The sequence below is a fragment of the Lentibacter sp. genome (assembly GCF_965658795.1).
In the GTDB taxonomy this organism is placed as follows: domain Bacteria; phylum Pseudomonadota; class Alphaproteobacteria; order Rhodobacterales; family Rhodobacteraceae; genus Lentibacter.
Genome location: NZ_CBFHTG010000007.1, coordinates 108117 through 132659 on the forward strand (window position 1 = coordinate 108117; position 24543 = coordinate 132659).

A 24543-nucleotide genomic window follows, 5' to 3' on the forward strand; every position below is an offset into this window, starting at 1 on the left:
AAACCCCCAAAACGAGTATCCCTGCTAAATCTGTTGCGCGCGCGCGTCAGTCTCGCCAAAGACTTGGATTGAACATGGCGATGATAGCAAGCGTTTCGAGCCGCCCCACAACCATAGCTGCGCAAAGTGTGAGTTTGGCAGGGATACTCAGCTGCCCAAGCAAGATGGGCGTCTCTGCTGCAGAATGCACAAGCGGCCCTGTCGTTGACAGGGATGCGATGGCCAGAATAATGGCATTTTCAAACTCTACGCCAGTCGCGGTCAGCAACAGCATGACAGCAGCGAGCGACATTGCGAAAAGCATGAAGAATATCCATGCAATATAGGCCCCTTTTGAGCGGATACGTCTGCTTTGGCTGCTTGCGCGGCCAACAGATGACGGGTGCACGAGACGTTCCATTTCGCGTAGACCATTCAGGTAAAGCGCATAGACCCGCAAGAGCTTCACGCCACCCGCCGTTGTCGCAACACCGCCGCCGATCAGGGCCAGCCCCAGCAACATCAAACCCGATGTCCCCAAGCCCGACCAGCCCTGCGCTGCTTCCCAATCAGCGCTTTCAAAACCGGTGGTTGTGAGGAAGGACATAACCGTAAAGAAGCTACCCCAGAGAGCACGCAAGGCCGCTAGGATGTTTTCGTCCTGCGCCACCTCAAATGAAGCGAGCCAATGGCGCACAAACAAAAGCAATGTCACGCCAAAAACGATCAGCATCCCAAGTCTGAATTCCGGATCATTGTGCAGCCCGTGGCGGCCCGTCGTAATCGTATCTGTCGAAAACGTCAGCCGCGACAGGCCGAAAAACAGAAACAGAAATATCACGAATTCTCCGCGTAGGCCCGAACTGCTGCCTTCGAGGCCTCCAGTTGCTGAAATTCCACTTGTGGAAAGGGTCGACATGGCGTGGATAACGGCCACCAGAGGTGCATCGCCACTGATGATAAGGCAGATTGCCAAAACAGCCGTGAGGCCGATGTAAAGCGGAGCCAAGCCATCCAGCCCCCGTTTCAGGCGGGTCTTGTCGTTTCCGGGCATATACCGGTCCAGAGGCGTGTCTCCACGGCCTGGTTCGGCAGAGGCTGTCACTTCAAAGCCACCAAGCGCCAGTGGGGCCAAGACGGCTGCCGCCGTGATCCAGATAAACAATCCGCCGAGCCAGCCAACCAGCGCGCGCCACAAGTGCATTGTGCCCGATAGCCGCCCTGGCTCAAACAAGGGCGCTCCAGTTGTCGTGAAGGCTGAAACCATTTCAAAATATGAGTTGATAAAACTGGTTGTTTGAACAGCTTCATAGAAGGGCCAAGCCAGCATCAGTGGCAATGTAAAATAAGCTGCGACCATGGCTGCAAGGTTCCCAAGCCCCCCGCGACGCCGTACCTCTCCCGCACTCAGGGTTATGACGATCATCGCCGAGACAAATAGCCCAAGTGAGCCCGCATAAAAGAACACCCGCGCCTCATGGTGATTGTTCCAGCTCAATGCATGAATGGCCGGAACATACATCGACGCAGAGGCCAGCAAGGTCAGCTGCAAAAAAAGAGGAATGTCGGCGAGGCGCTTCATGATCACTAGAAGAAATCGATGGAGACTTGTAACAGGCGCTCCACCTCTCGCACGTCGTCGGCCATCGCAAAGAGCACAATCACATCGCCCTCCTCCACGCGCGTCGCCCCACGCGGCTTGATGACTGTCCCGTTTTTCATCAGCGCGCCGATCAGGACCCCCTCGGGAAAATCGATATCGCGGATGGCTTGCCCCGCAATGGGCGAGGTTGAGAGCACTTCTGCCTCAATAATCTCGGCTTCGGCATCTCCAATAGAGTAGACACCTTTCACACGGCCATGCCGAATGTGGCGCAAGATAGAGCTCACAGTCGTGGCCCGCGGGTTGATGTAGGCGTCAATCCCCATTGGCCCCATGAGAGGAATGAGGGTGGGATCATTGATCAAGGCAATGGCCATCGGGCAGCCTTCACTCTTGGCACGCACCGCAGCAAGCAGGTTGGTTTTGTCATCATCCGTGACACACAACACAGCATCAGCACGGTCGATATTGGCCTCGGCCAACAAAGCAGAATCAAGCCCGTCGCCATTGAGGACAATGGTACGCTCCAGAGAATCTGCCGCAAACTCTGCAGTCTTCCGGTTCCGCTCGATGACTTTCGCTCTGATGCGCGTCTCGTTTTTTTCAAGGGCTTTGGCGACAGTAAGGCCAACATTGCCACCGCCAATCAGAACCACGCGCTCTTGTTTGGCCGAGCTTTTACCAAACACTTCAAGCGTGCGTGGCACGTCTTCGCGTGCGATACAGAGGTAGCATTCGTCGTTCACAAAAATCTGGTCTGCGGCCTCGGGCGCGAACAGGCGGCCGTCACGGCGGATGCCGATCACAATAACCTTCAAGGTCGAAAAAAGGTCCGTCAGCTGGCGCAACGGTGTGTTGATCACAGGACAATCGGCATCAATTCTGATCCCCAAGACCTGCGCTTTCCCGTCCATGAAGGTCTCAATATCAAACGCAGATGGCGCGGACAGACGGCGCAAGGCAGCCTCTGCGACCTCTTTCTCTGGGCTGATAACAACATCTATCGGCAGGTGATCGCGGCGATAAAGGTCTGAGTAAATCGCAGTCAGATAGCTTTGCGAGCGCAAGCGTGCGATTTTACGCGGAACAGAAAAAATCGAGTGGGCGACCTGACAGATCACCATGTTAACCTCGTCGGAGTGGGTCGCCGCGATAACCATGTCCGCATCGCGCGCGCCCGCTTTATCAAGGATATCGGGGTATGACGCAAAACCGGCAATCCCCTGCACATCCAGCGTATCCATCGCGCGCCGCACAAGATCGGGGTTGCTATCAATGACCGTAACATCATTGGCCTCGCCAGAGAGATGACGTGCAATTTGCCAGCCAACCTGACCTGCACCGCAAATGATAACTTTCATTGGTCTTCCCTATACCTTGGTGAGGTGTCGTGCCAGATGCGCCAGAGAGCGTCAATTGCTTTGTACGCGCCACTCTTGAGCAGGCTCTGTCGGCAAAGCGGCGCTTTGCTGGTCTACACCTAACAAAATCTGGGTGACACCGATCCGTGTAAAAGGCAAGTTAGGTGATAATGAGGAGAGCCGTCATGCGGTATACAACAAGTCTTGCGATAAGTTTTCTTGCGTTGGCAGGCTGTATGCCCTTGAGCCTTTATTACAAAGAAGGTGTGAGTGTCCAAACCGCGCGTGATACGGAGACAAGCTGTAAAATTAAAGCTGCCAGAGATGTGCCCGTGCGCACTGTTACCCGTACGATCCCGGGGCGCTTTGTGCCCTCACGGCAGATCTGTGATGCAAATGGTGTCTGCCAACGCCGTGGCGGTTTTTATTTGCCGCCCGAATTCATCACCACAGATGCCAATGAAGGCCTGCGCAAGGAGGCAAGCGACCTCTGCATGCGCCAGCAAGGCTACGAATTCATCCGCCTACCTGCCTGTAAGCAAACTGTTGCTCATACAGTGCCGAGCGCGACGACAAGCCGCCTCCCCAAGCTCACACCGCAAGCCTGTGTTGTTCGCAACCAAGGCGGGACATGGCAGATCGTGACGCCTTAGACCTCGTCGTCTTCATCTTCATGTAAGGCCACGCGCGCGCCCGAGCGGTTGGAGGTCACCACCCCAAGGGATTTCAGCTTACGGTGCAAAGCTGAGCGTTCCATGCCTACAAACTGTGCCGTGCGCGATATATTGCCGCCAAAACGGTTGATTTGGGTCAGCAGATACTCGCGCTCAAACTCTTCGCGCGCCTCGCGCAAGGGCAGCGTCGCCATAACACTTGGCAAGACAATCTTGCCACCCTCCTCACTGCCGTGAGCCGCTTCGCCTGCGGAGAGCTCTTTGCCTGTGATCTCGCCACCGCCTGCCCCCATAATCAGCAAGCGCTCGACCATGTTTTTCAACTGTCTGAGGTTCCCGGGCCATGTCATCGTTTGCAAAAGCGCCAGCGCTTCATCAGAAATCGCGCGCGCAGTAAGCCCTTGCTCTTTCTGCAGCCGTTCAATGAAGTATTTTGCCAGCAAAGGAATATCCTCACGCCGCTCTTCCAGTGACGGCACAGCAATCGGCACAACATTCAGACGGTGATAGAGCTCTTCACGAAAGCGGCCTTCCGCCACCTCGGTTTCCAGTATCTTGGCCGTTGACGATATGACCCGCAAATCGACCTTGACCTTATTTGCGCCGCCAACCCGCAGAAACTGCTGATCAACCAACACCCGCAAAATTTTGGTCTGTGTCCCGAGCGGCATATCGGCGATTTCGTCAAAATAGATGATCCCGCCATTGGCTTCCTCAAGGAGGCCCAGCTCAACACCTTTTTCAGGACTTTCACGGCCAAAAAGCAGACGTTCCATCTGTTCAGGCTCTATCGCGGCGCAGCCAACCGTCACGAAAGGCGCACTGGCACGGTTAGACCCCATATGAATATAGCGCGCGGCCGTTTCCTTGCCCGAGCCTGACGGCCCTGTCAGCATCACACGACCGTTTGACTTGGTCACTTTATCAAGTTGGCTTTGCATTGCGCGGAACGCGGCCGAGCTTCCCATCATCTCTGAGGGCGGCGTGTCCTTGCGCTTGAGCTCGATATTTTCGCGCCGCAACCGCGACGTTTCCATCGCGCGGCGAATGACAACAAGCAGCTGGTCAATATTGAACGGCTTCTCGATAAAGTCATATGCCCCTTGCTTGATTGCTGCGACAGCGATCTCGATATTCCCGTGACCGGAAATAATCACGACGGGCACTTCGGGATAATCGGTTTTCACAGCTTTTAGGATGTCTATGCCATCCATCTTGCTGTCTTTGAGCCAGATATCCAGAATGAGAAGACCAGGACGCGTGTCATGGACTTCTTTCATTGCATCATCAGAGTTTCCAGCCAAACGCGTGCTATAGCCCTCATCCTCGAGGATATCGGAGATCAGCTCCCGAATGTCACGTTCGTCATCTACGATCAGAATATCACTCATAAGTCCCTCATTCCGTCACATTTATAGTCGGTGTTTCAAAAGTCGTTTGAGGCTCACCTGCCGCTGTTAAGGGCAGCCGTATCACAGCCATTGCACCGGCGTGGGTGTCGCCTTCAAATAAAGCTGCATCCTCAAGTTTGAGCGTGCCGCCGTGTTCTTCGATAATCTTTTTGACAATGGGCAGGCCCAGCCCGGTGCCCTTGTCTCGCGTTGTCACGTAAGGCTCAAACAGCTTGGCCCGATCTTCAGGGAGGCCAATGCCATTGTCTGCAATGCGAATTTCCGCCTCATCCTCTATGCGCCCAGCGGTTATGCGAATTTGGGGTTTGATGTGGCCCCCCAGCTTCTCTGTGCGCGTGTCGATGGCCTCACCCGCATTCTTGATCAGGTTGGTAAGCGCCTGTCCTATCATGGTCGCGTCAAATTGCCCCTGTAGAGGTTCCGTGCCCAAATCAGCCTGAAACAACACATCTGGCTGACCTGCCTTCTGTAGCGTCAGCGCTCCATTCAACAGCTCGACAAGATCTTCGGCGCGCCGCTCAGGCTCCGGCATTCGGGCGAACTTTGAAAACTCGTCAACAATGCGCCGCAAGTCGTTGGTTTGACGGACAATAACACCAGTAAGGTCTGCAAGCTTTGCCGCATCTTCTTCAGGTAATTCGCGCGCAAATTTACGCTTGATGCGCTCTGCAGACAGCTGGATCGGTGTCAGCGGGTTCTTGATCTCATGGGCAATACGCTGGGCCACATCCGCCCAAGCGGCCAAGCGCTGTGCGCTCACAAGATCCGTGACATCATCAAAGGCAACCACATAGCCTTCTGTCTGTCCGTCTTCACCATACCGTACAGACATACGCACCAAGAGGTTCTCTAACTGTCCCGCACGCGTGACCTTAACCTCTTCCTGCACAACCCCTGAAGCACTCTCCAAAAGCTCATCAAACAAGCTCCCAAACTCCGGGACTGCCACACGCAGCTCAAGAGCCTCATTGGCCTCCTGCCAATCCAGCAAGCGTTCTGCCGAACGGTTCACAAACGCCACCCGACCGCTAGGATCAACGCCCACAACCCCCGAGGTGACCGAACTCAAGACAGAGTCAAATAACCGCCGTCGTAGCTCGATTTGGCCTGTGTTTTCCAAGAGCCTGTCGCGCTGGCCTTTCAGCTGGCGGGTCATCTGGTTGAACAAACGGCTGAGTTGGCTGATTTCATCTTCTCCGTCGTCCTCAAGGACCTGCGTGTCCAAATTGCCCTCACCCACCCGTTGCGCCGCACTCGTGAGCCTGCCGACAGGGCGCGCCAAGCGCTCCGCAAACCATAGCCCAAGCCAGACAGCCGCCAGAATAAGGATCACGGCGAACCCGAGATAGACCAAGCCAAATTGAAACAAGACCTTGCCACGGTCACTTTCAAGCTGGTTGTAGAGCTGCACATTTTCCTGCGTTTCACTCAGAAGGTTCAAGATTTGCCCGTCAACATCGCGGCTGACGTAGATTAACCTGTCAGGAAAAGTGACAAGCGGGACGATCGCGCGAAACTCGTTGTTGTCCCAATCTTTGATCACGGCGATCCCCGTCGCGCGCGCCTCTTCGATCTGCGCCGCTGTCGGGAGCTCAAAGTTAAAAAGATACGAGCGTTCACCGCGTGCCTTGAGCTCACCCACGCCATCGATCACGTAGGCTTCCCGCATATCGGGCTGAAAGCGTTGTTGGCCAAGGGTGAGAACTTCGCGCAAATCAGGGTCGCGCATGAACGGCGTAATCGAGTGCTCAAGGTCAATCACCCGTGCCAAAGATTGGGCATTGCGCATCAGGTTGTCGCGGTGCTCGCCCTCATAAGCCTGTGCGGCAGACAGCGACGAGCCAACAACTTGGCGCACCCGATCAGAGAACCAGCCTTCAAGGCCCAGATTTACGGTCAGCACGGCAAAAACTGCCACTGTGACAGTTGGGATCAGCGCCATAATTGTGAAAACACCTGTCAGCCTCAGGTGAAGGTTCGAGCCGGCCGAGTTCGAGCGTCGTGCGGATACCATCTTGGCAACACGCTGAAGCACAAGGGCCGCGACTACGAGCACATACACAAGGTCTGCCAGCAGCACGATCCGCAAAGCAGGCGAGCGCGCGCCTTGCTCAAAGGGGCCAAACACAAGGAACGTCGCCAAAACGAGCACGGGGCCAAGAATGACAAGTCCAAGCGTGGCAAAGTTCTGCACGCGCCGACGACGCCGCAGCTTGCTCAGCTTATTCCAAGTCAGCCTATGTGTTCGAGATGCCACTCAGGCCTCCCGCAATGCTGTAGTGCATAACTCTTCAACCGCCATATCTGGTGGCTCCTCCCCCGCATGATGCAGGGCGGCCACGCTTCTGTTGCGGTTTTACATCAATTTTCGGCGCCGTGTCACGCTTATATCGAGCTCGCTGATCTTCTTTCTCAGGGTATTGCGGTTGATGCCAAGCAAATCCGCGCATTTTGCCTGATTTCCCCCTGTCGCATCCAGCGCGATCTCCAAAAGCGGAAGCTCCATCTCGCGCAGGATTCGGGCATAAAGCCCCGGAGCCGGCAGCGCATCGCCATGCAGATCAAAATAGCGCTGCAAGTGGCGCGCAACGCTCTGGCTGAGCTTTTCATCCGACAAGGCTCCAAGGCTGGGGGCCAAAGCAGGCTGGGCTGACAATACTGCGCTAACTTCGGCTGCGCTGATTTCCTGGCTGCGCGCCGTCAGGCCGAGGCGCTCGACGGTATTGGCGAGCTGGCGCACATTGCCGGGCCAGTTATAGCGGCGCAATTCGTCCATCGCATCAGGGGCAAAACTGTTTGCGCCGCCGCCAGTGCCAGAGGCCTTTGCCAGAAAATGCTCTGCCAAAAGGCTGATATCTTCCACGCGCGAGCGCAAAGGCGGTAGCCCCAGTACAGCACCATCCAGCCGATAAAACAGATCATTGCGTAGTTTACCCGCAGCCATAGCCTGCGACAGCTCAGTTTGGGAGCTTGCCAAAAACCTTGGTCCGTTTGTTCCCGCCGCGTCCATGAGATGGACAGCCTTCATCTGGTATTCGTCGGGTAGCTCGCTGATCTCCTCAAAAAGCACCGTGCCTGTGCCCGCTTCGGCCAAAACATCCGCCAATGGCGCGCCGCGTGCAAAACTGCTTTCACTCAAGGCGACAAAAGGTCGGTTGCGGCGATCAGACATATCATGGATTGTGCGCGCAACGAGAGATTTCCCTGTGCCGCTTTCGCCTGTCACAATAACGGGCAGCTGTGCATTCAGAACTCTTGCTATCAATTTATAGACATCCTGCATCGCGCCCGACCTGCCCACAAGTGGTAGCTCGGCTGGCTCAGCGCCAATTTCCGGTGCAACGCCGCCAGCCCGCCCCTGAGACGCTTCAAGCGCTTTTGCTGTGCGCTTCATCAGGTCTGGAAGGTCAAACGGCTTCGGCAAATAGTCAAAGGCTCCCGCCTCTGACGCTTTTATCGTGGTCATAATCGTATTTTGTGCCGAAATCACGATGACTGGCAAAGAGGGCCTGTCAGCGGCAATCTTGGGCAACATTTCAAGCCCGTTGCCATCTGGCATCATCACATCTGTGATCACCACATCGCCAGCACCTTCCGCCACCCACCTCATCAAAGTGGTGAGCGAGCTTGTCGCCTGCACTTTGCATCCAGCCCGCGTAAGCGCCTGTGTTAGCACTGTACGAATAGTGCGGTCATCATCAGCAACAAGAACGGTTCCGTCCATGCTCAGGCTCCTTTTGAGTGTTGCGGCGCACGCGGCAACGAAAGTTTAAAGATTGTTTCGCCAGGCTCTGACCTTACAGAAACCCAGCCGTTGTGAGCCGCCATGATCTTGGCCGTGAGCGCAAGCCCGAGGCCTGTTCCATTTTCACGCCCTGATACGAAGGGTTCGAAAATCTGTTCAATCATGTCAGGCGCTATTCCGGGGCCATTATCAATCACTTCAATCTGCAAGGGCAGAAGTTCGCCCAGCCCCTCACTCGTACGCAACCTGAACCCGTGCTCATAAGAGGTCCGCAGGCGAATAACACCGCCTGCACCTGCAGCCTCTGACGCGTTTTTCAGAAGGTTCAACAAGACTTGTAAAAGTTGGTCCGCATCCGCCAAAGCCTCTGGCAAGGAAGGGTCAAAATCTTCCACAATATGCATATCCGCGCCGACACCCAAAAGAGCCGAGCGCCGCGCGCGATCCAGCACATCATGCAAATTCACAGCGTCAAGATGTGGCGGGCTCAAGTTGCCAAACTCTTCCACCTGATCCAGCAGTTTTACGATCCTGCGGCTTTCAGCCACGATAAGATCTGTCAGCTCCCGATCATCGCTCGACAACCCCATCGAGAGGAGCTGTGCCGCCCCCGTAATCCCCGCCAATGGGTTCTTGATCTCGTGAGCGAGCATTTCGGCCATGCCAATCACAGACCGCCCCGCCGACTGAGGGCCGAGCGCCCGTGGCAATCGACTGCCTTGAGACAGAGGGGTGATCAGCAAAAGCATTTGCCCTTGGTCGGCATCATAGGGCGCAAACTGCAAATCACACCGCTCCAGAGTGCGTCCAAGGCGTCCAACGCTTACATCGTTCACAAACAGCGGCGCATCTTCGCGCCGCGCGCGCTCAAAAGCGTCTTCCAATTCGCCTTCAAAAGCCACCACCTCAAAGAGGTTATGCCCTTTAAGTGCGCGCTCTGATGACATCAGAAACTGCTCGGCAGCTGGGCTGAGCGCCAATATCTGGTTGTTCGCCTCAATCAGGATTGCCGGAAGCGGCAATGCGGCCCAGAGTTTACGTGCTTCACTCATGCCGCGGCCCTTTCGGTCTGAAGGTCCAGATCACGGATCAGCCGTAGCACCACAGCCGTGTCGCGCTCGGTCAAAATCAACTTGCGCAGCGCAGCGGGTGTCGCCGCCTCATCCATATACCAGCCCAGGTGTTTGCGGGCGACACGGCTGCCATGCAGATCACCATAAAAGACGAGCATCGCCTCATAGTGCTCTGAAACCATGTCACAAAAGTCAGCACCCTGCGGGATGTCGGGTTGTTCAGCCCCCCAGAGTTCGTGCGCAATCTGCTGCAGGATCCAAGGTCGGCCTTGCGCACCTCGGCCAATCATCACACCCTCCGCACCTGAGGCCTCAAGGGCCATGCGCGCGTCCGCTGCACTGCAAATATCGCCATTGGCAAAAACGGGCACAGACACAGCCTCTTTTACAGCCCGAATAGCGGCCCAATCTGCGCGACCTTTGTAAAACTGGCACCGTGTCCGCCCATGTATCACCAGCCGCGCGATTCCTGCGCCCTCTGCGCGCTGCGCAAGCTCTGGCGCATTCAGGCTGTCGTCATCCCAGCCCAATCGTGTCTTCAGCGTGACAGGTAAGTTCACAGCGTTTGTGACGGCTTCAATCATCCGCAAGGCATGATCAAGGTCGCGCATCAGAGCTGACCCCGACAACCCGCCCACAACTTTTTTGGCAGGGCACCCCATGTTGATATCAATTACGGCAGCGCCCAGATCCTCTACCATCCGTGCCGCTTCAGCCATCCACTTCGGATCTCGCCCGGCAAGCTGCACAGCTGTGTTTGCGCTCTGAAAGCCCAATTCGGCCCGCGCACGCGCGTCTCGTCCTGCATTGACGATCTCATGACTGGCGACCATTTCACTGACAACGAACCCCGCACCAAAGCGGCTCACCAGGTCACGAAACGGTGCATCCGTTATCCCTGCCAATGGCGCCAGCGCAACAGGCGAATTCGGAATCATCTCTGATAAGTGCTCGGTCATGGATTTTTCTCTGATTTGTCTTAGCCTTAGGGCTTATTTCGGATGGTCTTCAAGCCTTCCACGAGACCCAGTATGCCACCTCGCTCAGAAATGCACAAAATTTAAGCTGCCTGCATGAAAATTAAACACACAAGCCTTCGCGATTGCCCTAGCCGACCTGCCTGCTAAAAGCATAACCAAGCATAGGAGCTTTTATGAAGACAGCTGCTCTCCTCGTTGCCGCAGGGCGTGGAACCCGCGCAGGCGAAGGCCTCCCGAAACAATGGCGCCCGCTTGCGGGCAGGCGCGTGTTTGACTGGTCATATGCGGCCTTTTCACAGCGCGCCGATATTGATCATATTCTTGTCGTCATTCACCCTGATGATGAAGGCTATCTCCCCAAAGGCGTTGAGGCCGTTCATGGCGGAGCCACCCGCACAGCATCCGTGCGCGCAGGGCTAGAGGGGCTTGAGGCCCGTGGTGTCACCCATGTGCTGATCCATGATGCAGCACGCGCCTGTACACAGCCCGGCTTAATTGCAGATGTGGTGGCCGCGCTTCAAACCCACGCAGCGGCTGCACCAGCAGTTCCTGTAACGGATGCACTTTGGACAGGCGCAGACCGCATGGTGACAGGCACTCAGGATCGCAGCGGACTCTATCGGGCCCAAACGCCACAAGGCTTTGATCTGGATAAAATTCTTGCGGCACATCGAGCTTATAATGGCGATGCCCGAGACGATGTCGAAATTGCACGCGCCTATGGCCTTGAAGTTGCCATGACGCTAGGCGATGAAGACAATCTGAAAGTCACCCACGCGCAGGATTTTGCCCGCGCTGAGCGCATCTTGAGAGGGCACATGGATATTCGACTTGGCAATGGATTTGACGTGCATGCGTTTACCGAGGGAGACCACGTTGTGCTTTGCGGCGTACCAGTCCCGCACACTAAGGCTCTGCTGGGCCATTCTGATGCCGATGTCGGCATGCATGCGATCACAGATGCGATCTATGGCGCGCTGGCCGAGGGCGACATCGGCCGCCACTTCCCGCCCACGGACCCTGAATGGAAGGGGGCTGCGAGCCATATCTTTCTAGAGCACGCCTGCACCCTCGCCCGCGCAAAAGGCTTTAAAATCGGAAATGTCGATTGCACGCTGATCTGTGAGGCACCAAAGATCGGGCCGCACGCAGATGCTATGCAAGCAGAGCTTGCGCGCATTATGGGGCTTGATCTGAACCGCGTTTCTGTCAAGGCAACAACCTCCGAACGCCTTGGCTTTACGGGCCGTCAAGAAGGTATAGCCGCCCTTGCAACCACAACATTGGTGAGCCTATGAAATCTCTCGCAACCCTAGCTGGTACATTTTTTTACGTGGGCTACATGCGCCCCTTTTCAGGCACTTGGGGCTCGGCAGCGGCGCTGCCCGTCGCCTATGCACTGAACCTTATTGGCGGCTATTGGCTGGTCGCTTGCGCCGCTCTGGCGGCCTTTCTCATAGGCTGGTGGGCCACAGCGGTCATGATCGAAGGCCAAGACGACCACGATCCCTCCGAAGTGGTGATGGATGAGGTTTCTGGCCAATGGATTGCTCTGCTTCCGGTTCTTATTGGCGCGTCTCATGCGGGCGTTGATGCGCTTGCGCTTTGGCCCGGCTGGCTTGTTGCGTTCTTTGGGTTCCGTTTTTTTGACATCCTCAAGCCTGGCCCCATCGGTTGGGCTGATCGCCGCGGCGATGCGCTTGGCGTCATGCTTGACGATGTCATAGCAGGTATAGCGGCCGCGCTCACGGTCGGTGCTGCTGCCTATGTCTGGCATGGTCTGATTGTATGAGCGCCGAGACTGTTCTGATCGCGGCACGTGCCGCGGGCCTTACAATAGCGACAGCCGAGAGCTGCACAGGCGGCATGGTCAGCGCAGCTCTGACTAATGTGGCCGGCAGCTCGGATGTCTTTGAGCGTGGCTACGTGACTTACTCAAACGCAGCAAAAGAAGAGATGTTAGGGGTCAAGCCCTCTACGCTCTCACTGCATGGCGCTGTCTCCGAAGAAACAGCCCGCGAAATGGCCCAAGGTGCTTTAAGCCGAGCAGGCGCAGGGCTTGCCGTCTCCATAACAGGTATCGCAGGCCCAGGCGGCTCGGATCACAAGCCAGAAGGCCGCGTTTGCTTTGGGATTGCAAAAACAGGGGCCGAGGTACGGAGTGAAACTGTAGAGTTCGGCGCTCTTGGGCGCAGCCAGGTTCGGCTCGCAGCCACAGACCATGCGCTTGCGCTGCTTCTCAGGGCAGCGTCCACATAACGCACATCCATGAGGCACGCGCCTCAAAAAGCGCCTAAATAATGATCAATGTGCAAACCGCCCTTGTTTTGTGCGCACCCGCCCCTTCTTTCATCATTCTGCCTGCGCTTTGAGCACTGCAAAGCAAAAAGGAAAGAATGTCATGAATGGAGCCGATACAGCCTGGATCATCGTCGCAACGGCGCTGGTGCTTTTTATGTCCCTGCCGGGACTAGCCCTTTTTTACGGCGGGTTGGTACGCGCCCGCAACGTTCTGAGCGTCTTTATGCAGGTCTACGCCATCGCCTGCCTTATGAGTGTTCTCTGGTTGGCAGTTGGGTATTCCATCGCATTTGGCGGTGCGAGCCCGCTTTGGGGCGGTCTGGGCAAAGCTTTCCTCTGGGGCGTCGATGCCGATAGCCTCTCGGGCACGCTCCCTGAGGTGCTATTCTTTGCCTTTCAGATGACATTCGCAATCATAACCCCCGCGCTTATCGTCGGAGCCTATGTAGAACGGATCGGCTTTGGCTTTGTGCTCCTTTTCTCGGGTCTCTGGATGCTTCTTTGCTACGCACCTGTTGTTGCCTGGATCTGGGGCGGTGGGTTCTTGTCTGATGGTGGCATTTTCGGCGAAATCGGCGTGCGCGACTTCGCGGGTGGCATCGTGGTGCATGAAACGGCTGGCTTGGCGGCGCTTGTCATCGCGGTCGCCCTTGGCCCGCGCCGCAATACCCATACACCTCCCCACAACCCCGGCTATGTCTTTATCGGCGCAGCGATGCTTTGGGTGGGCTGGTTCGGCTTCAATGGCGGATCGCAGCTGGCAGCCGATGGCGGCGCAGCAATGGCGCTCACTGTAACCCATATCTCTGCGGCCACGGCTTCACTCTCGTGGGCGCTCTGGGAGCGGATCAAATACGGCAAATCCTCACTGGTCGGCATTGTCACAGGGACGATTGCAGGCCTTGCCAGCATTACGCCAGCCTCAGGCTTTGTGGGCCCGCTGGAAGCGCTGCTTATTGGTGCGGTCGCAGGTGTGCTCTGCCAGGAAGCGGTTACGCTGATCCGCAACACACTCAAGATAGACGATACACTCGATGTGTTTGCAGTACACGGCGTTGGCGGCATTTTCGGGACAATCATGATCGCTGCGTTTGGCGCAGGCACATGGGCAGCACAGCTTGGGAGCCTCGCAATTGTGGGGATCTACACCGTGGTTGTGAGCGTCGTGCTGCTCAAACTTTGCGCTTTTGTGACCCCGTTGCGGGTTGATCAGGAGACCGAAGTCAACGGCCTTGATCTCGCCGTTCACGGTGAGCGTGCCTATGACCATACGTCCTAGGGCGACCCAAAGTGACAAGCAGCGGGCGCTTCGGCGCCCGTTTTTTCATGCTCGTTATTTATAAAGAGCCTCCGCACGCGCTTCAAAAGCCTTCACGATACGTTGCATGGCCTCATAAAAGAACAGGCCACCCGCTTTTTGCAGCAGGAAGTTCTTAAACTCGAAATCAACATCAAACCGCACTTCACATCCGGCCTCTGCAGGCTGAAAGACCCAGTTCGAGCGCATATACTTAAATGGCCCGTCAAGATATTCGGTTTCTATCCGCCCGGCCTCTGGAAACATGCGCACACGGCTTCCAAAGCGCTCGCGAAAGACCTGAAACCCTATAACCAGGTCCGCAAGCATCTCCTCGCCGCCGTCAATCGGGCTGACAGAGCGCACCCGCGCCGCCGAACACCACGGCAGAAACTCAGGGTAGCGCGCCACATCTCCCACAAGATCAAACATTTGCTCAGGGCTATAGGGCAGAACCCGTGTTTCTTCGTGCTTGGGCATAAGGTCTCTAATTCGCTTTTACAGTGGCCTCCCATTTCGTATGATGGCGCGCAGAATTCAAGGGGGAAGCATGTCAGAGCGTCCATATGTTATCGACGAGATGATCTCGGCCAAGGCTATTGCAGCACGGATCGAAGAGCTAAGTCGCGCCATTCAAAAAGAATATACCGATACCGACAAACTCGTGGTTGTTGGCCTTTTGCGTGGTTCCTTCGTCTTTATCGCTGATCTGGTGCGCGAGCTGGATATGCCGGTAGAGGTCGATTTCCTCGAAGCCTCTTCTTATGGCGATAAAATGGAATCATCTCGTGAGGTGCGCATCCTCAAAGACATTCGCGGCCAGATCGAAGGCCGTGATGTGCTGGTTGTCGAAGATATCGTCGATACAGGCTATACGCTTGATCATGTTCTGCACCTGCTCAAAAGCCGCAAGCCGCGCAAATTGCGCACGATTGCACTGCTGGACAAGCCTACGCGCCGCGAAACGGGTGTCAAAGCCGATTGGATCGGCTTTGAAATCCCTGATGAGTTTGTTGTCGGCTACGGTATCGACTTCGCCCAACGCAATCGCAACCTGCCCTACATTGGCCGTGTGCGCTTTGTGGCCGAGGCAGAAGCCTAGGCTTTACTTGGCGTATAGTCGCTCTATCCTGAGGTGACTGGTTAGAGTGAGTTTTGCCCGATGCGCCGTATTTTTGTCCGCCTTATCGCTGTCTCTGCTGTGTGTGGGTTTGCCTTCTGGCAGCTCACAGGCGTGAAAACGATACCAGCCGCGGTCATGGCCGATTTGACAGGCGACCCTGTGGCAGGCGAACAGGTTTTTTTCGCAGCCGGCTGTGCCTCTTGTCACGCAGCCCCTGATGCCACGGGCGACGACAAACTGCTACTCGCAGGCGGTATGCGCTTTGAATCGCCCTTCGGGACATTCATCGCCCCGAATATCTCGCCGGATGCCACCCATGGTATCGGTGGCTGGACCAAGACAGACCTCGCCAATGCCATGCTTTACGGCACGTCTCCCACAGGCCAGCACTACTACCCGGCCTTTCCCTACGGGTCTTATGTGCGCATGAAGTTGCGCGGCGATGGCCTGCAAGACATTGCCAATTTGCACAGCTATCTGAACACGCTCCCCGCCGCAGCCGTTCCAAACCTCCCTCACGAGGTTGGCTTCCCGTTCAACATCCGCCGTGGGCTGGGTCTCTGGAAGCGGGTGTTTCTTGATACCTATTGGGTCGCCCCGATGCCACTTGAGGATGCAGAGCTTCAACGCGGCCGCTATCTTGTTGAAGCGCTTGGCCATTGCGGCGAGTGCCACACGCCTCGCAACATTGTTGGAGCGCCTCAAAACGCAAACTGGCTCACGGGGGCACCAAACCCCTCTGGCAAAGGCCGCACCCCCGCTATTGATCAGCTTGATTGGAGCGCAAGCGACATAGCCTATTATCTGGAGACAGGGTTCACCCCCGAATTTGACAGCGCAGGTGGTCACATGGCGGCTGTTGTCGAGAACCTCGCCAAACTCCCCGCCTCCGACCGCGCGGCAATTGCCGGATATCTCAAAGCGCTGCCCTAACGCCCTAGTCAGCAGACAGCCAATGACGCACAATGCTGAGATTGAGGAAAAACAGAACCAACAGGGCCGTAATTTGGGCCTCATTCACAGTCACAAACCCGTTGGTGACACCGAGCGAAAACCCGACGCCAACAAACACAAGCGCTGCAAAAACAGCTGCGCCAAACCATGTTTGCATAAGGGGCTGCCCATCGGTCTTTCCAAAAATCCGTTCAACAAGCAGCGGCAGGACAAACAGAATAATACCAACCAAGATTGGTAAGGTCAGACCAAGCTGAACAGGTAAAGACACAGGCGACACAACCGAGGCCGGAAGCACAGCAACAAACAACGCCAGTTGCGAGAAAACCGTGATAAACCCTGCCCTCAAAATCAGCGCAGCAAGGCCAGTATCAGGCATTCGCCAGCTTCTTTTCACGGGCCGCGCGCAGGCGTTCAAAGTCATCACCGGCGTGATAGCTTGAGCGCGTCAGCGGCGTGGCCGACACCATCAGGAACCCTTTGCCATAGGCTGCGGTTTCATAGGCCTTGAACTCGTCAGGGTGCACAAAACGGTCAAGTGTCTGGTGCTTCGGCGTGGGCTGCAAATATTGGCCAATGGTCAGAAAATCGATATCAGCCGCGCGCATATCGTCCATCACCTGCATAACCGATTGCTTGTCTTCTCCCAAGCCAACCATGATCCCTGATTTCGTGAAGATTGACGGATCAAGCTCTTTCACGCGCTGCAAAAGCCGCAGGCTGTGGAAATAGCGCGCACCCGGGCGCACTTCGGGGTAGAGGCCCGGCACAGTTTCCAGATTGTGGTTGAACACATCAGGGCGCGCCTCAACCACGATTTCCAATACACTTGGATCGCATTTCAGAAAATCGGGTGTCAGGATTTCGATCGTTGTTCCGGGTGAGCGGTGGCGAATGGCGCGGATGGTTTGGGCAAAGTGCTCAGCCCCCCCGTCTTCCACATCATCGCGGTCAACCGATGTAATCACAACATGGTTCAAACCCAGCTTTTCAACAGCATTGGCCACACGGCCCGGCTCAAACGGGTCTAGGTCTTCAGGTGGTTTGCCTGTCGCGATGTTGCAGAACGAGCAAGCCCGCGTGCACACTTCGCCCATGATCATCATGGTCGCATGCCCTTGGCTCCAACACTCCCCCGCATTGGGGCATGCGGCTTCCTCGCAAACGGTCTTGAGATTGTGCTCACGCATGATCTCGTGGGTCTTCTTGTATCCGTCGCCTTGCGGCGCTTTCACCCTGATCCAGCTGGGCTTGCGCGGCTGGGCATTGTCGGGCTTGCGCGCCTTTTCTGGGTGGCGCTGGTCGGGGATTTTGAGATCACGCATCATCGGTTCCTTACGAGCTTTGCCGAGATATAGCCAAAACTGTCCCCACTGTCACGCCAGAAGCGTGGGCGTCAGCCCCACGCTCTGTGCATAGCTTTGGCCCTATCCGATCATCTTGTTGCGCTCGCCAAGGCTTGCGTAATGTAAGGTCAGTTGTTGCAGCGCAATCCGCAAGACGATCTTGCCCGAGCGCGCCGACCAGCCCAGCCCACGCTCTGCACTTTCAAGCCCTTCAAGCTGGCAACAACAGCGCAGCGCAACATGCCCAAGCCCTGGCCCAAGCGCCAAAAGCGCTGCCGCAACGCGATCAGCTGCCGCTTCTGCACTCAGGGGCAAGGTTGCGCGCTTGGCGGTGCGGTTTTCCCCTGTCAACAGCGCCTCCCAGTCATAGCTGGCGCCCTCCGCCATCTGTGCCAGTTCATAGTCTTCACGCAGCCGTTCCCCCGAGCTGACAAGAGCTGCGCGCAGAAACAAACTCCCGTCTTTTTCCCGCCGCCGCGACAAGGTCATCAACGGTGTCTCGCTCAGCGAAACGCGTCGCTTGCTCGTGCCCACGCCTGCGCCACTCATGTCAAAGCCTGTCGAGGCCTCCGCAAATCCACCTGCGCGGTTTTCGGCCCCTGCCAAAAGCTCGCCCAGTGCCGCGCGGCCCGCTGTCGTAATTCTGTAGCGCGCGATACGGCCCTCATTGGCGCAGTTGATCCAGTCTTTCACAGCTAAAGCCTGCGCAACGCCACGCTCTACAACGGCCGTGCGTGTGGTTGTGCCAGCCTCGGTTTCGCGCACCACCACGCCTTTTTCCATATCCGCGGCCAAAGCCAAAACAGCGCCCGGCTCACTCATACGGCGCAAAATGCGCCGCGCCTCAGCGCAAAAAGTCTGATCATCAGGGAGAATTTTATAGTCAGGTGTCATGGCGTTCATGAAGGCAGGTTCCTCTTGGCTGATGCGCAGCGCCCCTGGTGGCGTGTCGGGTCTCAACAGATTGAGCGCTTCATCAATCAAGCTGTCGTCGCGAAGCCGTTCCCACCGGCTGATTTGGCGAGAAATCGTTGATGGATGGCAATGGCTCAAGCGGCTTAAAGCTCGTATCGACATACCCAGCTCCGTATGCGCCAGATAAGCCAGCGCAGACGCTGGAAACCATTTGGGCCAAAGCTGATGGGATGCCCCAAAGCGCTCTTCATCTGCCAACTCAAGGCGAAACACGGTCATCTGAGACCCTCACGTTTTACACAGGTTATCCACAACCTAAACTTGTGTGGTTACGCATTCGTTAATTTTTACGTATTGGAAACTATTGTTGATAAATTCTAAACAATACTAAATCTGGCGCGCGCTCCTCGGGGGGATCACGCAACACCCTCTAAAGTTGATTACGCTGGCCTTACATCTGGTTTCAATTGTTGTGAGGTTCCCATGCAAGATCCGTTATTGCGCTTTCAAACCCTTCGTCGCCCGCGCCTTCTGCTTGAAGCTGCGCGCGCTGGCGTGTGCCACTATATCCGCGAGACACACCTCTCCCGTGTGTTGGGCAGCACAAAACAGCGTGAAGCGGCGCGCCCCTTGCTGGCTCTTGAAGCGCTATTGGAGCTTGAGCATAGCCTTGATGCTGCGCGCCGCCAAAACGAAGCAAGCTACAGTTATTTTCGCCATGTCGAAGTGCTTATCGCAGCCATCGCCGAGGCCGATCTTTTGCGCACAAGCCATGCTGCAACACCCGCAGAATAGCCCCGCACAGCAAAAGGGCCCCGCATATCGCGAGGCCCTTCAAATTTGATCTGCGCCGAAGCTTAGACAAACGCGTCTGGCATCGAGTCTTTCTTTTCGCGCACATAGGCTTCGAGCGCTTCATTAATGGCAGGGTCAAGAGCTGGCTGCTGATACTGTGCCAGCAGCTTTTCAACGCGTGAACTGGCCAGCTGGCGCGTGTCGCGCCCGCCTTCATCTTCCCATGTTTCAAATGGCTTGTAGTCAAACAGGTCCGACTTCCAGAAAGCCGTCTTGAAGTTGGCTTGCGTATGGGCGCAGCCCAGATAATGCCCCCCCGGTCCAACCTCATGGATCGCGTCCATAGCCTGCATATCCGCGCTCATGTCGACACCTTTGGCCATCTGGTGCAACGCACCAAGCTGGTCGGCGTCCATCACAAACTTCTCAAAGTCAGCCACAAGCCCGCCTTCAAGCCAGCCACATGCGTGGAGCATGAAGTTCACACCTGACAGCAGACCCATATTGAGGGAGTTGGCTGTTTCATAAGCCGCCTGTGCATCTGGCAGTTTGGAGCCACAGAACGAACCTGCCGAACGGAACGGCAACCCGAGGCGGCGCGCCAGCTGGCCTGCGCCATAGGTCACAAGGCTGGCTTCGGGCGTGCCAAAGGTCGGTGCGCCCGAGTTCATATCAATCGAGCTGACAAATGCGCCGAAAATGACGGGCGCGCCCTTCTTGCAAAGCTGGCTATAGGCCACGCCTGCCAGAACCTCGGCCAGAACTTGCGTCAAAGTCCCGGCAACCGAGACAGGCGCCATAGCCCCACCCACAATAAAGGGTGAGATGATGCAGGCTTGGTTGTTGGTCGCATAGACTTCAAGCGCACCCATCATCACGTCGTCAAATGTCATCGGTGAGTTGATGTTCACAAGCGATGTCATGACAGTGTTTTCCTGGACAAAGTCTTTGCCAAACAGAATCCCGCACATGTCCACACAGTCTTGGGCGCGGCTTGGCTCGGTGACAGAGCCCATGAAGGGTTTGTCGCTGAGCTGCATATGCGCCAAAAGCATATCAAGGTGACGTTTGTTCACAGGAATGTCGGTCGGCTCACAGACCGTGCCACCCGAGTGGTGCAGCCACTTTGACATATAGGCCAGTTTCACAAACTTCTGAAAGTCATCCATCGTGGCGTAGCGGCGGCCACCCGCCGCATCGCGCACAAAGGGCGGGCCATAGACGGGCGCGAGCACAAGGTTACGCCCACCAACAACCACATTACGCTCAGGATTGCGCGCATGCTGGGTATATTGGCTCGGGGCTGTCTTGATCAGCTCACGCGCCAAGCCTTTGGGCAAACGCACGCGCTCGCCCTGCACATCGGCTCCGGCTTCGCGCCAGCGCTCAAGCGCGGCGGGGTTGTCAACGAAGTTAACACCCACCTCTTCCAGAATGGCCTCGGCATTGGCTTCGATGATCTGAAGCGCTTCTTCGTTGAGCACCTCAAAGTTCGGAATATTGCGTTCGATGTATTTTGCGGTTTCAAAAGAAACGGCGCTGCGCTCGGCACGGCGCGCGGCGCCACCACCACCTGAACGGCCACGTCGCTTGGTTGCTGCCTCGGTCATAAGTCTATCCTCGATTCTGGGACATTCTAAAATCTGCCTCTACATAGCCCGCAGCCCGCAGCCCCCGCGGCACTTTTGCGCCCTTTGGCGGGTAAAAGCGACATTGCCAAGAATAGCCGCGCACGCCTAGCCAGACACAGGTGAGCATATTTCAATCAGGTATCCGTCAGGATCAGCGACATAAGAGATAACCTGCCCCCACGGCATCGCTTCTGGCGCTCGTTTTGGCACAGCCCCCGCAGCCAACGCGCGCGCAAAAGCGGCTTCCACATCATCGGTTTCAAAAGCAATCTCGAATTGCGGCGTATCAGCGTTTGCGATTGCCGGGTCTTTGCCAAGGCTTTCCATCAAGCTGCGCGCTGAAAAGGCAAGCTTCGTTTCGCCGGTCACGAGCTCGCCGTAGTCTTTGCCCTCGTGCAAAAAGCCTGTCTCAAGCCCGAATGCGCGCCCGTAAAAGCCAAGGCTCGCTTCGACATTTTCGACATATAAAATGGTATAGCGAAATTTGATCATGTCTCAGGCAGAGCCTCTTGTTTGGATTGCGACAGCACCAGCTAAGCACGGCTCTGGCTGTTTTACACTTGAATAAAGCAACCCCGAGATCGGGATTCAGCGCTGGGGTCTTGATACCGCGCCGCTTTGGCCTTACGAGCAAATCATGAAAAACACAGTGCATGAAACCCTTCTCATCATCGACTTCGGCAGCCAGGTCACGCAACTTATTGCGCGCCGTCTGCGCGAGCTGAACGTCTATTGCGAAATCCACCCCTACCAAAAGGTGACAGACGCATTTCTGGCCGAACTGGCCCCGAAAGCCATCATCTTTTCCGGTGGCCCCGATTCGGTCATGCGCGACGGCTCGCCGCGCCCGCCCCAAAGCGCTTACACGCTCGGTGTGCCAATCCTTGGCATTTGCTATGGCCAACAAGTGATGATGCACGACCTTGGCGGCAAGGTTGAAGCAGGTGAACATGCAACTGCCGAATTCGGCCGCGCATGGGTCTCGCCCAAAGAGGCCCGCCCCGAGTTTATCAACGGCTGGTTCATGGACGGCTCAGGCCGCGAGCAAGTGTGGATGAGCCACGGCGACCATGTGAGCGAAATTGCCCCGGGTTTTGAAGTGCTCGGCACATCCCCCGGCGCGCCTTTTGCCATGACCGCCGATCTTGAGCGCCAGTTCTTTGCTGTGCAGTTCCACCCCGAAGTGCACCACACGCCCAACGGCAAAACGCTCTATGAGAACTTTGTCAAACTTGCGGGGTTCACAGGCGACTGGACCATGAACGCCTACCGCGACGAGATGATCCGCCTGATCCGTGAACAGGTTGGCGACAAGAATGTGATCTGTGGCCTCTCTGGCGGCGTTGACAGCTCGGTGGCTGCGATCCTGCTCCACGAGGCCATCGGCGACCAGCTCACCTGCGTTTTTGTTGACCATGGTCTTTTGCGACAGAACGAGGCCGAAGAAGTCGTCACCATGTTCCGCGACAACTACAACCTCAAGCTCATTCATGCCGATGAAGCCGAGCTGTTTCTTGGCGAGCTTGAGGGGCAATCAGACCCCGAAACCAAGCGCAAGATTATTGGCCGCCTCTTTATCGATGTGTTCCAGAAACACGCCGACACGATTGAAGGCGCCGAATTCCTGGCCCAAGGCACGCTTTACCCTGACGTGATCGAAAGCGTCAGCTTTTCGGGCGGTCCATCGGTGACGATCAAGTCACACCACAACGTGGGCGGCTTGCCAGAGAAAATGGGGCTCAAGCTTGTTGAGCCGCTGCGCGAACTTTTCAAAGACGAAGTGCGCGAGCTTGGCCGCGAACTCGGCCTACCCGACAGCTTTATTGGCCGCCACCCCTTCCCGGGGCCGGGCTTGGCCATTCGCTGCCCTGGCGAGATCACCCGCGAAAAGCTCGAGATCCTGCGCAAGGCTGATGCGGTCTATATCGACCAAATTCGCAAACACGGCCTGTATGATGACATCTGGCAAGCTTTTGTGGCGATCCTGCCTGTGCGCACCGTGGGTGTGATGGGCGATGGCCGCACCTATGACTTTGCCTGTGCGTTGCGCGCCGTAACGTCTGTAGATGGCATGACCGCGGACTATTACCCGTTCAGCCACGACTTCCTCGGCGAGACTGCAACGCGGATCATCAACGAGGTCAAAGGCATCAACCGCGTGACCTATGACGTCACATCTAAACCCCCCGGCACGATCGAGTGGGAATAAAGGGTTTCGCCGCGCTCTGCGCGCCGACCAGCTGGGGGCTTTGCCCCCAGACCCCCAGGATATTTTCGGCAAGAGAAAGATATGAGTGACGCGCCCAAAACGCTGAGCGCCATGCTGTGGATGGTTGGAGCCATCGCTTCTTTCACAGCCATGGCAGTTGCGGGCCGCGCCGTGAGCTTTGAGCTCGATACCTTTGAAATCATGATGTATCGCAGCTTCGTCGGGCTGGCGATTGTGCTCACCGTCGCGCGGGCAACGGGCCATTTGAGTGATATCACCCGGCGCCACCTTGGCCTACATCTCGTTCGGAACTTAGCCCATTTTGCAGGCCAGAACCTCTGGTTCTTTGCGCTTACCGTGATTCCGCTGGCGCAGGTCTTTGCGCTTGAATTCACCTCGCCGATCTGGGTTCTGCTGCTCTCGCCCTTTGTCTTGGGAGAGCGCATGACCCAGACGCGCGTTTTGGCGGCTTTGCTCGGCTTTGCAGGGATCCTGATTGTCGCGCGCCCTTTTGGCGAGACCGTTGGCGTGGGTGTTATGACAGCGGCGCTTGCAGCCATCGGCTTTGCAATCTCGATCATCTTCACCAAGCGCCTCACGCGTAGTGAACGCATCACCTGCATTTTGTTCTATCTCACCGCCATGCAGGCGGTGTTTGGTATCGTTTGTGCGGGGTTTGACGGGGATATCGCCCTGCCCTCCGCCGCAACGGCACCGTGGCTCTTGCTTATCGGCTGCGCAGGCCTTCTTGCCCATTTCTGCCTGACAACCGCACTCAGCCTTGCGCCAGCAACGGTGGTTGTGCCCATCGACTTTGTGCGCCTGCCCGTGATCGCCCTGATCGGAGCCGTTTTTTACGGCGAAGCCATGGAGCTTTGGGTATTTGGTGGCGCGCTCCTCATTTTTGCGGGCAACTACCTCAATATCTGGCACGAAACGCGTAAACCCATCGAAAGATAGCCGAGAACGGCGACAGAACACGCGACATTTTGTCTTTCCTGTCACAGGTGAGTGCTGTTCAAACCTTGCCGCAACGGAACCTATTTGACGAGCGAAGTTTTGCCGATAGCTTAAATGCAGTTTTTGGGAGGAGACCAAAATGAAAAAATTAACACTCAGCACAAGCGTGTTCACGCTTCTTGCAA

23 protein-coding genes are annotated in these 24543 nt (G+C 56.4%); 10 read left to right on the forward strand and 13 right to left on the reverse strand.

Annotated elements, in window-relative coordinates; all coding sequences use genetic code 11:
- Nucleotides 1-46 precede the first annotated feature (46 nt).
- Nucleotides 47-1561, reverse strand: a complete 1515-nt coding sequence (locus ACTG3X_RS07305; RefSeq protein ID WP_439110589.1) for a TrkH family potassium uptake protein — start codon at nucleotides 1559-1561, stop codon at nucleotides 47-49.
- 5 nt (nucleotides 1562-1566) lie between these two features.
- Nucleotides 1567-2943 carry a Trk system potassium transporter TrkA gene (gene trkA / locus ACTG3X_RS07310; protein WP_439110590.1) on the reverse strand — a complete coding sequence of 459 codons (1377 nt, stop codon included), beginning with the start codon at nucleotides 2941-2943 and terminating at the stop codon, nucleotides 1567-1569.
- Nucleotides 2944-3128: 185 nt separating this feature from the next.
- Between trkA and ACTG3X_RS07315 the strand changes: the two genes are divergently transcribed.
- Nucleotides 3129-3596 carry a hypothetical protein gene (locus ACTG3X_RS07315; protein ID WP_439110591.1) on the forward strand — a complete coding sequence of 156 codons (468 nt, stop codon included), beginning with the start codon at nucleotides 3129-3131 and terminating at the stop codon, nucleotides 3594-3596.
- Here the strand turns inward: ACTG3X_RS07315 and ntrX are convergent.
- The 5 genes from ntrX to dusB form a co-directional block, all read right to left on the reverse strand.
- Nucleotides 3593-5008, reverse strand: coding sequence for a nitrogen assimilation response regulator NtrX (gene ntrX / locus ACTG3X_RS07320; RefSeq protein ID WP_439110592.1), 1416 nt, complete (start codon nucleotides 5006-5008; stop codon nucleotides 3593-3595). The two genes, ACTG3X_RS07315 and ntrX, sit on opposite strands and share 4 nt — an antisense overlap.
- Nucleotides 5009-5015: 7 nt before the next feature.
- A complete protein-coding gene (locus ACTG3X_RS07325; protein WP_439110593.1) occupies nucleotides 5016-7286 on the reverse strand; it encodes an ATP-binding protein in 2271 nt (756 codons plus the stop codon).
- Nucleotides 7287-7385: 99 nt separating this feature from the next.
- The gene (locus tag ACTG3X_RS07330; protein WP_439110594.1) at nucleotides 7386-8753 is read right to left on the reverse strand and encodes a response regulator; all 1368 of its coding nucleotides are present in this window, start codon (nucleotides 8751-8753) and stop codon (nucleotides 7386-7388) included.
- A 2-nt stretch (nucleotides 8754-8755) separates the two neighbouring features.
- On the reverse strand, nucleotides 8756-9826 hold the full coding sequence (locus ACTG3X_RS07335; protein ID WP_439110595.1) for a two-component system sensor histidine kinase NtrB: 1071 nt from the start codon (nucleotides 9824-9826) through the stop codon (nucleotides 8756-8758).
- The gene (gene dusB, locus ACTG3X_RS07340) at nucleotides 9823-10806 is read right to left on the reverse strand and encodes a tRNA dihydrouridine synthase DusB (RefSeq protein WP_439110596.1); all 984 of its coding nucleotides are present in this window, start codon (nucleotides 10804-10806) and stop codon (nucleotides 9823-9825) included. Before dusB ends, ACTG3X_RS07335 begins: the two co-directional genes overlap by 4 nt.
- 194 nt (nucleotides 10807-11000) lie before the next feature.
- On the opposite strand from dusB, the gene ACTG3X_RS07345 reads away from it, so the two are divergent.
- The 4 genes from ACTG3X_RS07345 to ACTG3X_RS07360 all read left to right on the forward strand — a co-directional run bounded on the left by ACTG3X_RS07345 (nucleotide 11001) and on the right by ACTG3X_RS07360 (nucleotide 14407).
- Nucleotides 11001-12125 (forward strand): bifunctional 2-C-methyl-D-erythritol 4-phosphate cytidylyltransferase/2-C-methyl-D-erythritol 2,4-cyclodiphosphate synthase, encoded by a 1125-nt coding sequence (locus tag ACTG3X_RS07345; protein ID WP_439110597.1) that lies wholly within the window; start codon nucleotides 11001-11003, stop codon nucleotides 12123-12125.
- Complete coding sequence (locus ACTG3X_RS07350) at nucleotides 12122-12619, forward strand: phosphatidylglycerophosphatase A family protein (protein WP_439110598.1); 498 nt, start codon at nucleotides 12122-12124, stop codon at nucleotides 12617-12619. The genes ACTG3X_RS07345 and ACTG3X_RS07350 overlap by 4 nt, the downstream gene beginning before the upstream one ends.
- Entirely contained in the window at nucleotides 12616-13086 is a 471-nt protein-coding gene (locus tag ACTG3X_RS07355) for a CinA family protein (protein ID WP_439110599.1), read from the forward strand. Before ACTG3X_RS07350 ends, ACTG3X_RS07355 begins: the two co-directional genes overlap by 4 nt.
- 142 nt (nucleotides 13087-13228) lie before the next feature.
- Nucleotides 13229-14407: an ammonium transporter gene (locus ACTG3X_RS07360; protein ID WP_439110600.1), complete on the forward strand. Its 1179-nt coding sequence runs from the start codon at nucleotides 13229-13231 to the stop codon at nucleotides 14405-14407.
- Nucleotides 14408-14461: 54 nt separating this feature from the next.
- On the opposite strand, the gene ACTG3X_RS07365 is transcribed toward ACTG3X_RS07360, so the two are convergent.
- Entirely contained in the window at nucleotides 14462-14905 is a 444-nt protein-coding gene (locus tag ACTG3X_RS07365; protein WP_439110601.1) for a type II toxin-antitoxin system RatA family toxin, read from the reverse strand.
- A gap of 70 nt (nucleotides 14906-14975) precedes the next feature.
- On the opposite strand from ACTG3X_RS07365, the gene hpt reads away from it, so the two are divergent.
- Nucleotides 14976-15527 (forward strand): hypoxanthine phosphoribosyltransferase, encoded by a 552-nt coding sequence (gene hpt, locus ACTG3X_RS07370; protein ID WP_439110602.1) that lies wholly within the window; start codon nucleotides 14976-14978, stop codon nucleotides 15525-15527.
- Nucleotides 15528-15587: 60 nt separating this feature from the next.
- Entirely contained in the window at nucleotides 15588-16481 is an 894-nt protein-coding gene (locus ACTG3X_RS07375; protein ID WP_439110603.1) for a c-type cytochrome, read from the forward strand.
- Nucleotides 16482-16485: 4 nt separating this feature from the next.
- Here the strand turns inward: ACTG3X_RS07375 and ACTG3X_RS07380 are convergent, their stop codons facing one another.
- From ACTG3X_RS07380 to ACTG3X_RS07390, 3 genes are all read right to left on the reverse strand, one after another.
- A complete protein-coding gene (locus tag ACTG3X_RS07380; RefSeq protein WP_439110604.1) occupies nucleotides 16486-16881 on the reverse strand; it encodes a hypothetical protein in 396 nt (131 codons plus the stop codon).
- Entirely contained in the window at nucleotides 16874-17827 is a 954-nt protein-coding gene (lipA, locus tag ACTG3X_RS07385) for a lipoyl synthase (protein WP_439110605.1), read from the reverse strand. Before lipA ends, ACTG3X_RS07380 begins: the two co-directional genes overlap by 8 nt.
- A gap of 102 nt (nucleotides 17828-17929) precedes the next feature.
- Complete coding sequence (locus ACTG3X_RS07390) at nucleotides 17930-19042, reverse strand: DUF6456 domain-containing protein (protein ID WP_439110606.1); 1113 nt, start codon at nucleotides 19040-19042, stop codon at nucleotides 17930-17932.
- Nucleotides 19043-19246: 204 nt separating this feature from the next.
- Here ACTG3X_RS07390 and ACTG3X_RS07395 point away from each other — a divergent pair, with 204 nt between their 5' ends.
- Nucleotides 19247-19558, forward strand: a complete 312-nt coding sequence (locus ACTG3X_RS07395) for a DUF6477 family protein (RefSeq protein ID WP_439110607.1) — start codon at nucleotides 19247-19249, stop codon at nucleotides 19556-19558.
- Nucleotides 19559-19620: 62 nt separating this feature from the next.
- Here the strand turns inward: ACTG3X_RS07395 and ACTG3X_RS07400 are convergent, their stop codons facing one another.
- Both ACTG3X_RS07400 and ACTG3X_RS07405 read right to left on the reverse strand, forming a co-directional pair.
- Nucleotides 19621-21168, reverse strand: coding sequence for a trimethylamine methyltransferase family protein (locus ACTG3X_RS07400; RefSeq protein ID WP_439110608.1), 1548 nt, complete (start codon nucleotides 21166-21168; stop codon nucleotides 19621-19623).
- Nucleotides 21169-21294: 126 nt separating this feature from the next.
- Entirely contained in the window at nucleotides 21295-21681 is a 387-nt protein-coding gene (locus ACTG3X_RS07405) for a VOC family protein (protein WP_439110609.1), read from the reverse strand.
- 145 nt (nucleotides 21682-21826) lie between these two features.
- On the opposite strand from ACTG3X_RS07405, the gene guaA reads away from it, so the two are divergent.
- Complete coding sequence (gene guaA / locus ACTG3X_RS07410) at nucleotides 21827-23398, forward strand: glutamine-hydrolyzing GMP synthase (protein WP_439110610.1); 1572 nt, start codon at nucleotides 21827-21829, stop codon at nucleotides 23396-23398.
- A gap of 81 nt (nucleotides 23399-23479) precedes the next feature.
- On the forward strand, nucleotides 23480-24358 hold the full coding sequence (locus ACTG3X_RS07415) for a DMT family transporter (protein ID WP_439110611.1): 879 nt from the start codon (nucleotides 23480-23482) through the stop codon (nucleotides 24356-24358).
- Nucleotides 24359-24543: the final 185 nt, after the last annotated feature.

Coding starts and splice junctions, on each gene's coding strand:
- ACTG3X_RS07315 (WP_439110591.1), top strand. CDS start 3,129: ATGCGGTATACAACAAGTCTTGCGATAAGTTTTCTTGCGTTGGCAGGC.
- ACTG3X_RS07375 (WP_439110603.1), top strand. CDS start 15,588: ATGCGCCGTATTTTTGTCCGCCTTATCGCTGTCTCTGCTGTGTGTGGG.
- guaA (WP_439110610.1), top strand. CDS start 21,827: ATGAAAAACACAGTGCATGAAACCCTTCTCATCATCGACTTCGGCAGC.
- hpt (WP_439110602.1), top strand. CDS start 14,976: ATGTCAGAGCGTCCATATGTTATCGACGAGATGATCTCGGCCAAGGCT.
- dusB (WP_439110596.1), bottom strand. CDS start 10,806: ATGACCGAGCACTTATCAGAGATGATTCCGAATTCGCCTGTTGCGCTG.
- lipA (WP_439110605.1), bottom strand. CDS start 17,827: ATGCGTGATCTCAAAATCCCCGACCAGCGCCACCCAGAAAAGGCGCGC.
- ACTG3X_RS07345 (WP_439110597.1), top strand. CDS start 11,001: ATGAAGACAGCTGCTCTCCTCGTTGCCGCAGGGCGTGGAACCCGCGCA.
- ACTG3X_RS07415 (WP_439110611.1), top strand. CDS start 23,480: ATGAGTGACGCGCCCAAAACGCTGAGCGCCATGCTGTGGATGGTTGGA.
- ACTG3X_RS07330 (WP_439110594.1), bottom strand. CDS start 8,753: ATGGACGGAACCGTTCTTGTTGCTGATGATGACCGCACTATTCGTACA.
- ACTG3X_RS07380 (WP_439110604.1), bottom strand. CDS start 16,881: ATGCCTGATACTGGCCTTGCTGCGCTGATTTTGAGGGCAGGGTTTATC.
- ACTG3X_RS07360 (WP_439110600.1), top strand. CDS start 13,229: ATGAATGGAGCCGATACAGCCTGGATCATCGTCGCAACGGCGCTGGTG.
- ACTG3X_RS07305 (WP_439110589.1), bottom strand. CDS start 1,561: ATGAAGCGCCTCGCCGACATTCCTCTTTTTTTGCAGCTGACCTTGCTG.
- ACTG3X_RS07400 (WP_439110608.1), bottom strand. CDS start 21,168: ATGACCGAGGCAGCAACCAAGCGACGTGGCCGTTCAGGTGGTGGTGGC.
- ACTG3X_RS07365 (WP_439110601.1), bottom strand. CDS start 14,905: ATGCCCAAGCACGAAGAAACACGGGTTCTGCCCTATAGCCCTGAGCAA.
- ACTG3X_RS07355 (WP_439110599.1), top strand. CDS start 12,616: ATGAGCGCCGAGACTGTTCTGATCGCGGCACGTGCCGCGGGCCTTACA.
- ACTG3X_RS07335 (WP_439110595.1), bottom strand. CDS start 9,826: ATGAGTGAAGCACGTAAACTCTGGGCCGCATTGCCGCTTCCGGCAATC.
- ACTG3X_RS07390 (WP_439110606.1), bottom strand. CDS start 19,042: ATGACCGTGTTTCGCCTTGAGTTGGCAGATGAAGAGCGCTTTGGGGCA.
- ACTG3X_RS07405 (WP_439110609.1), bottom strand. CDS start 21,681: ATGATCAAATTTCGCTATACCATTTTATATGTCGAAAATGTCGAAGCG.
- ACTG3X_RS07395 (WP_439110607.1), top strand. CDS start 19,247: ATGCAAGATCCGTTATTGCGCTTTCAAACCCTTCGTCGCCCGCGCCTT.
- ntrX (WP_439110592.1), bottom strand. CDS start 5,008: ATGAGTGATATTCTGATCGTAGATGACGAACGTGACATTCGGGAGCTG.
- trkA (WP_439110590.1), bottom strand. CDS start 2,943: ATGAAAGTTATCATTTGCGGTGCAGGTCAGGTTGGCTGGCAAATTGCA.
- ACTG3X_RS07350 (WP_439110598.1), top strand. CDS start 12,122: ATGAAATCTCTCGCAACCCTAGCTGGTACATTTTTTTACGTGGGCTAC.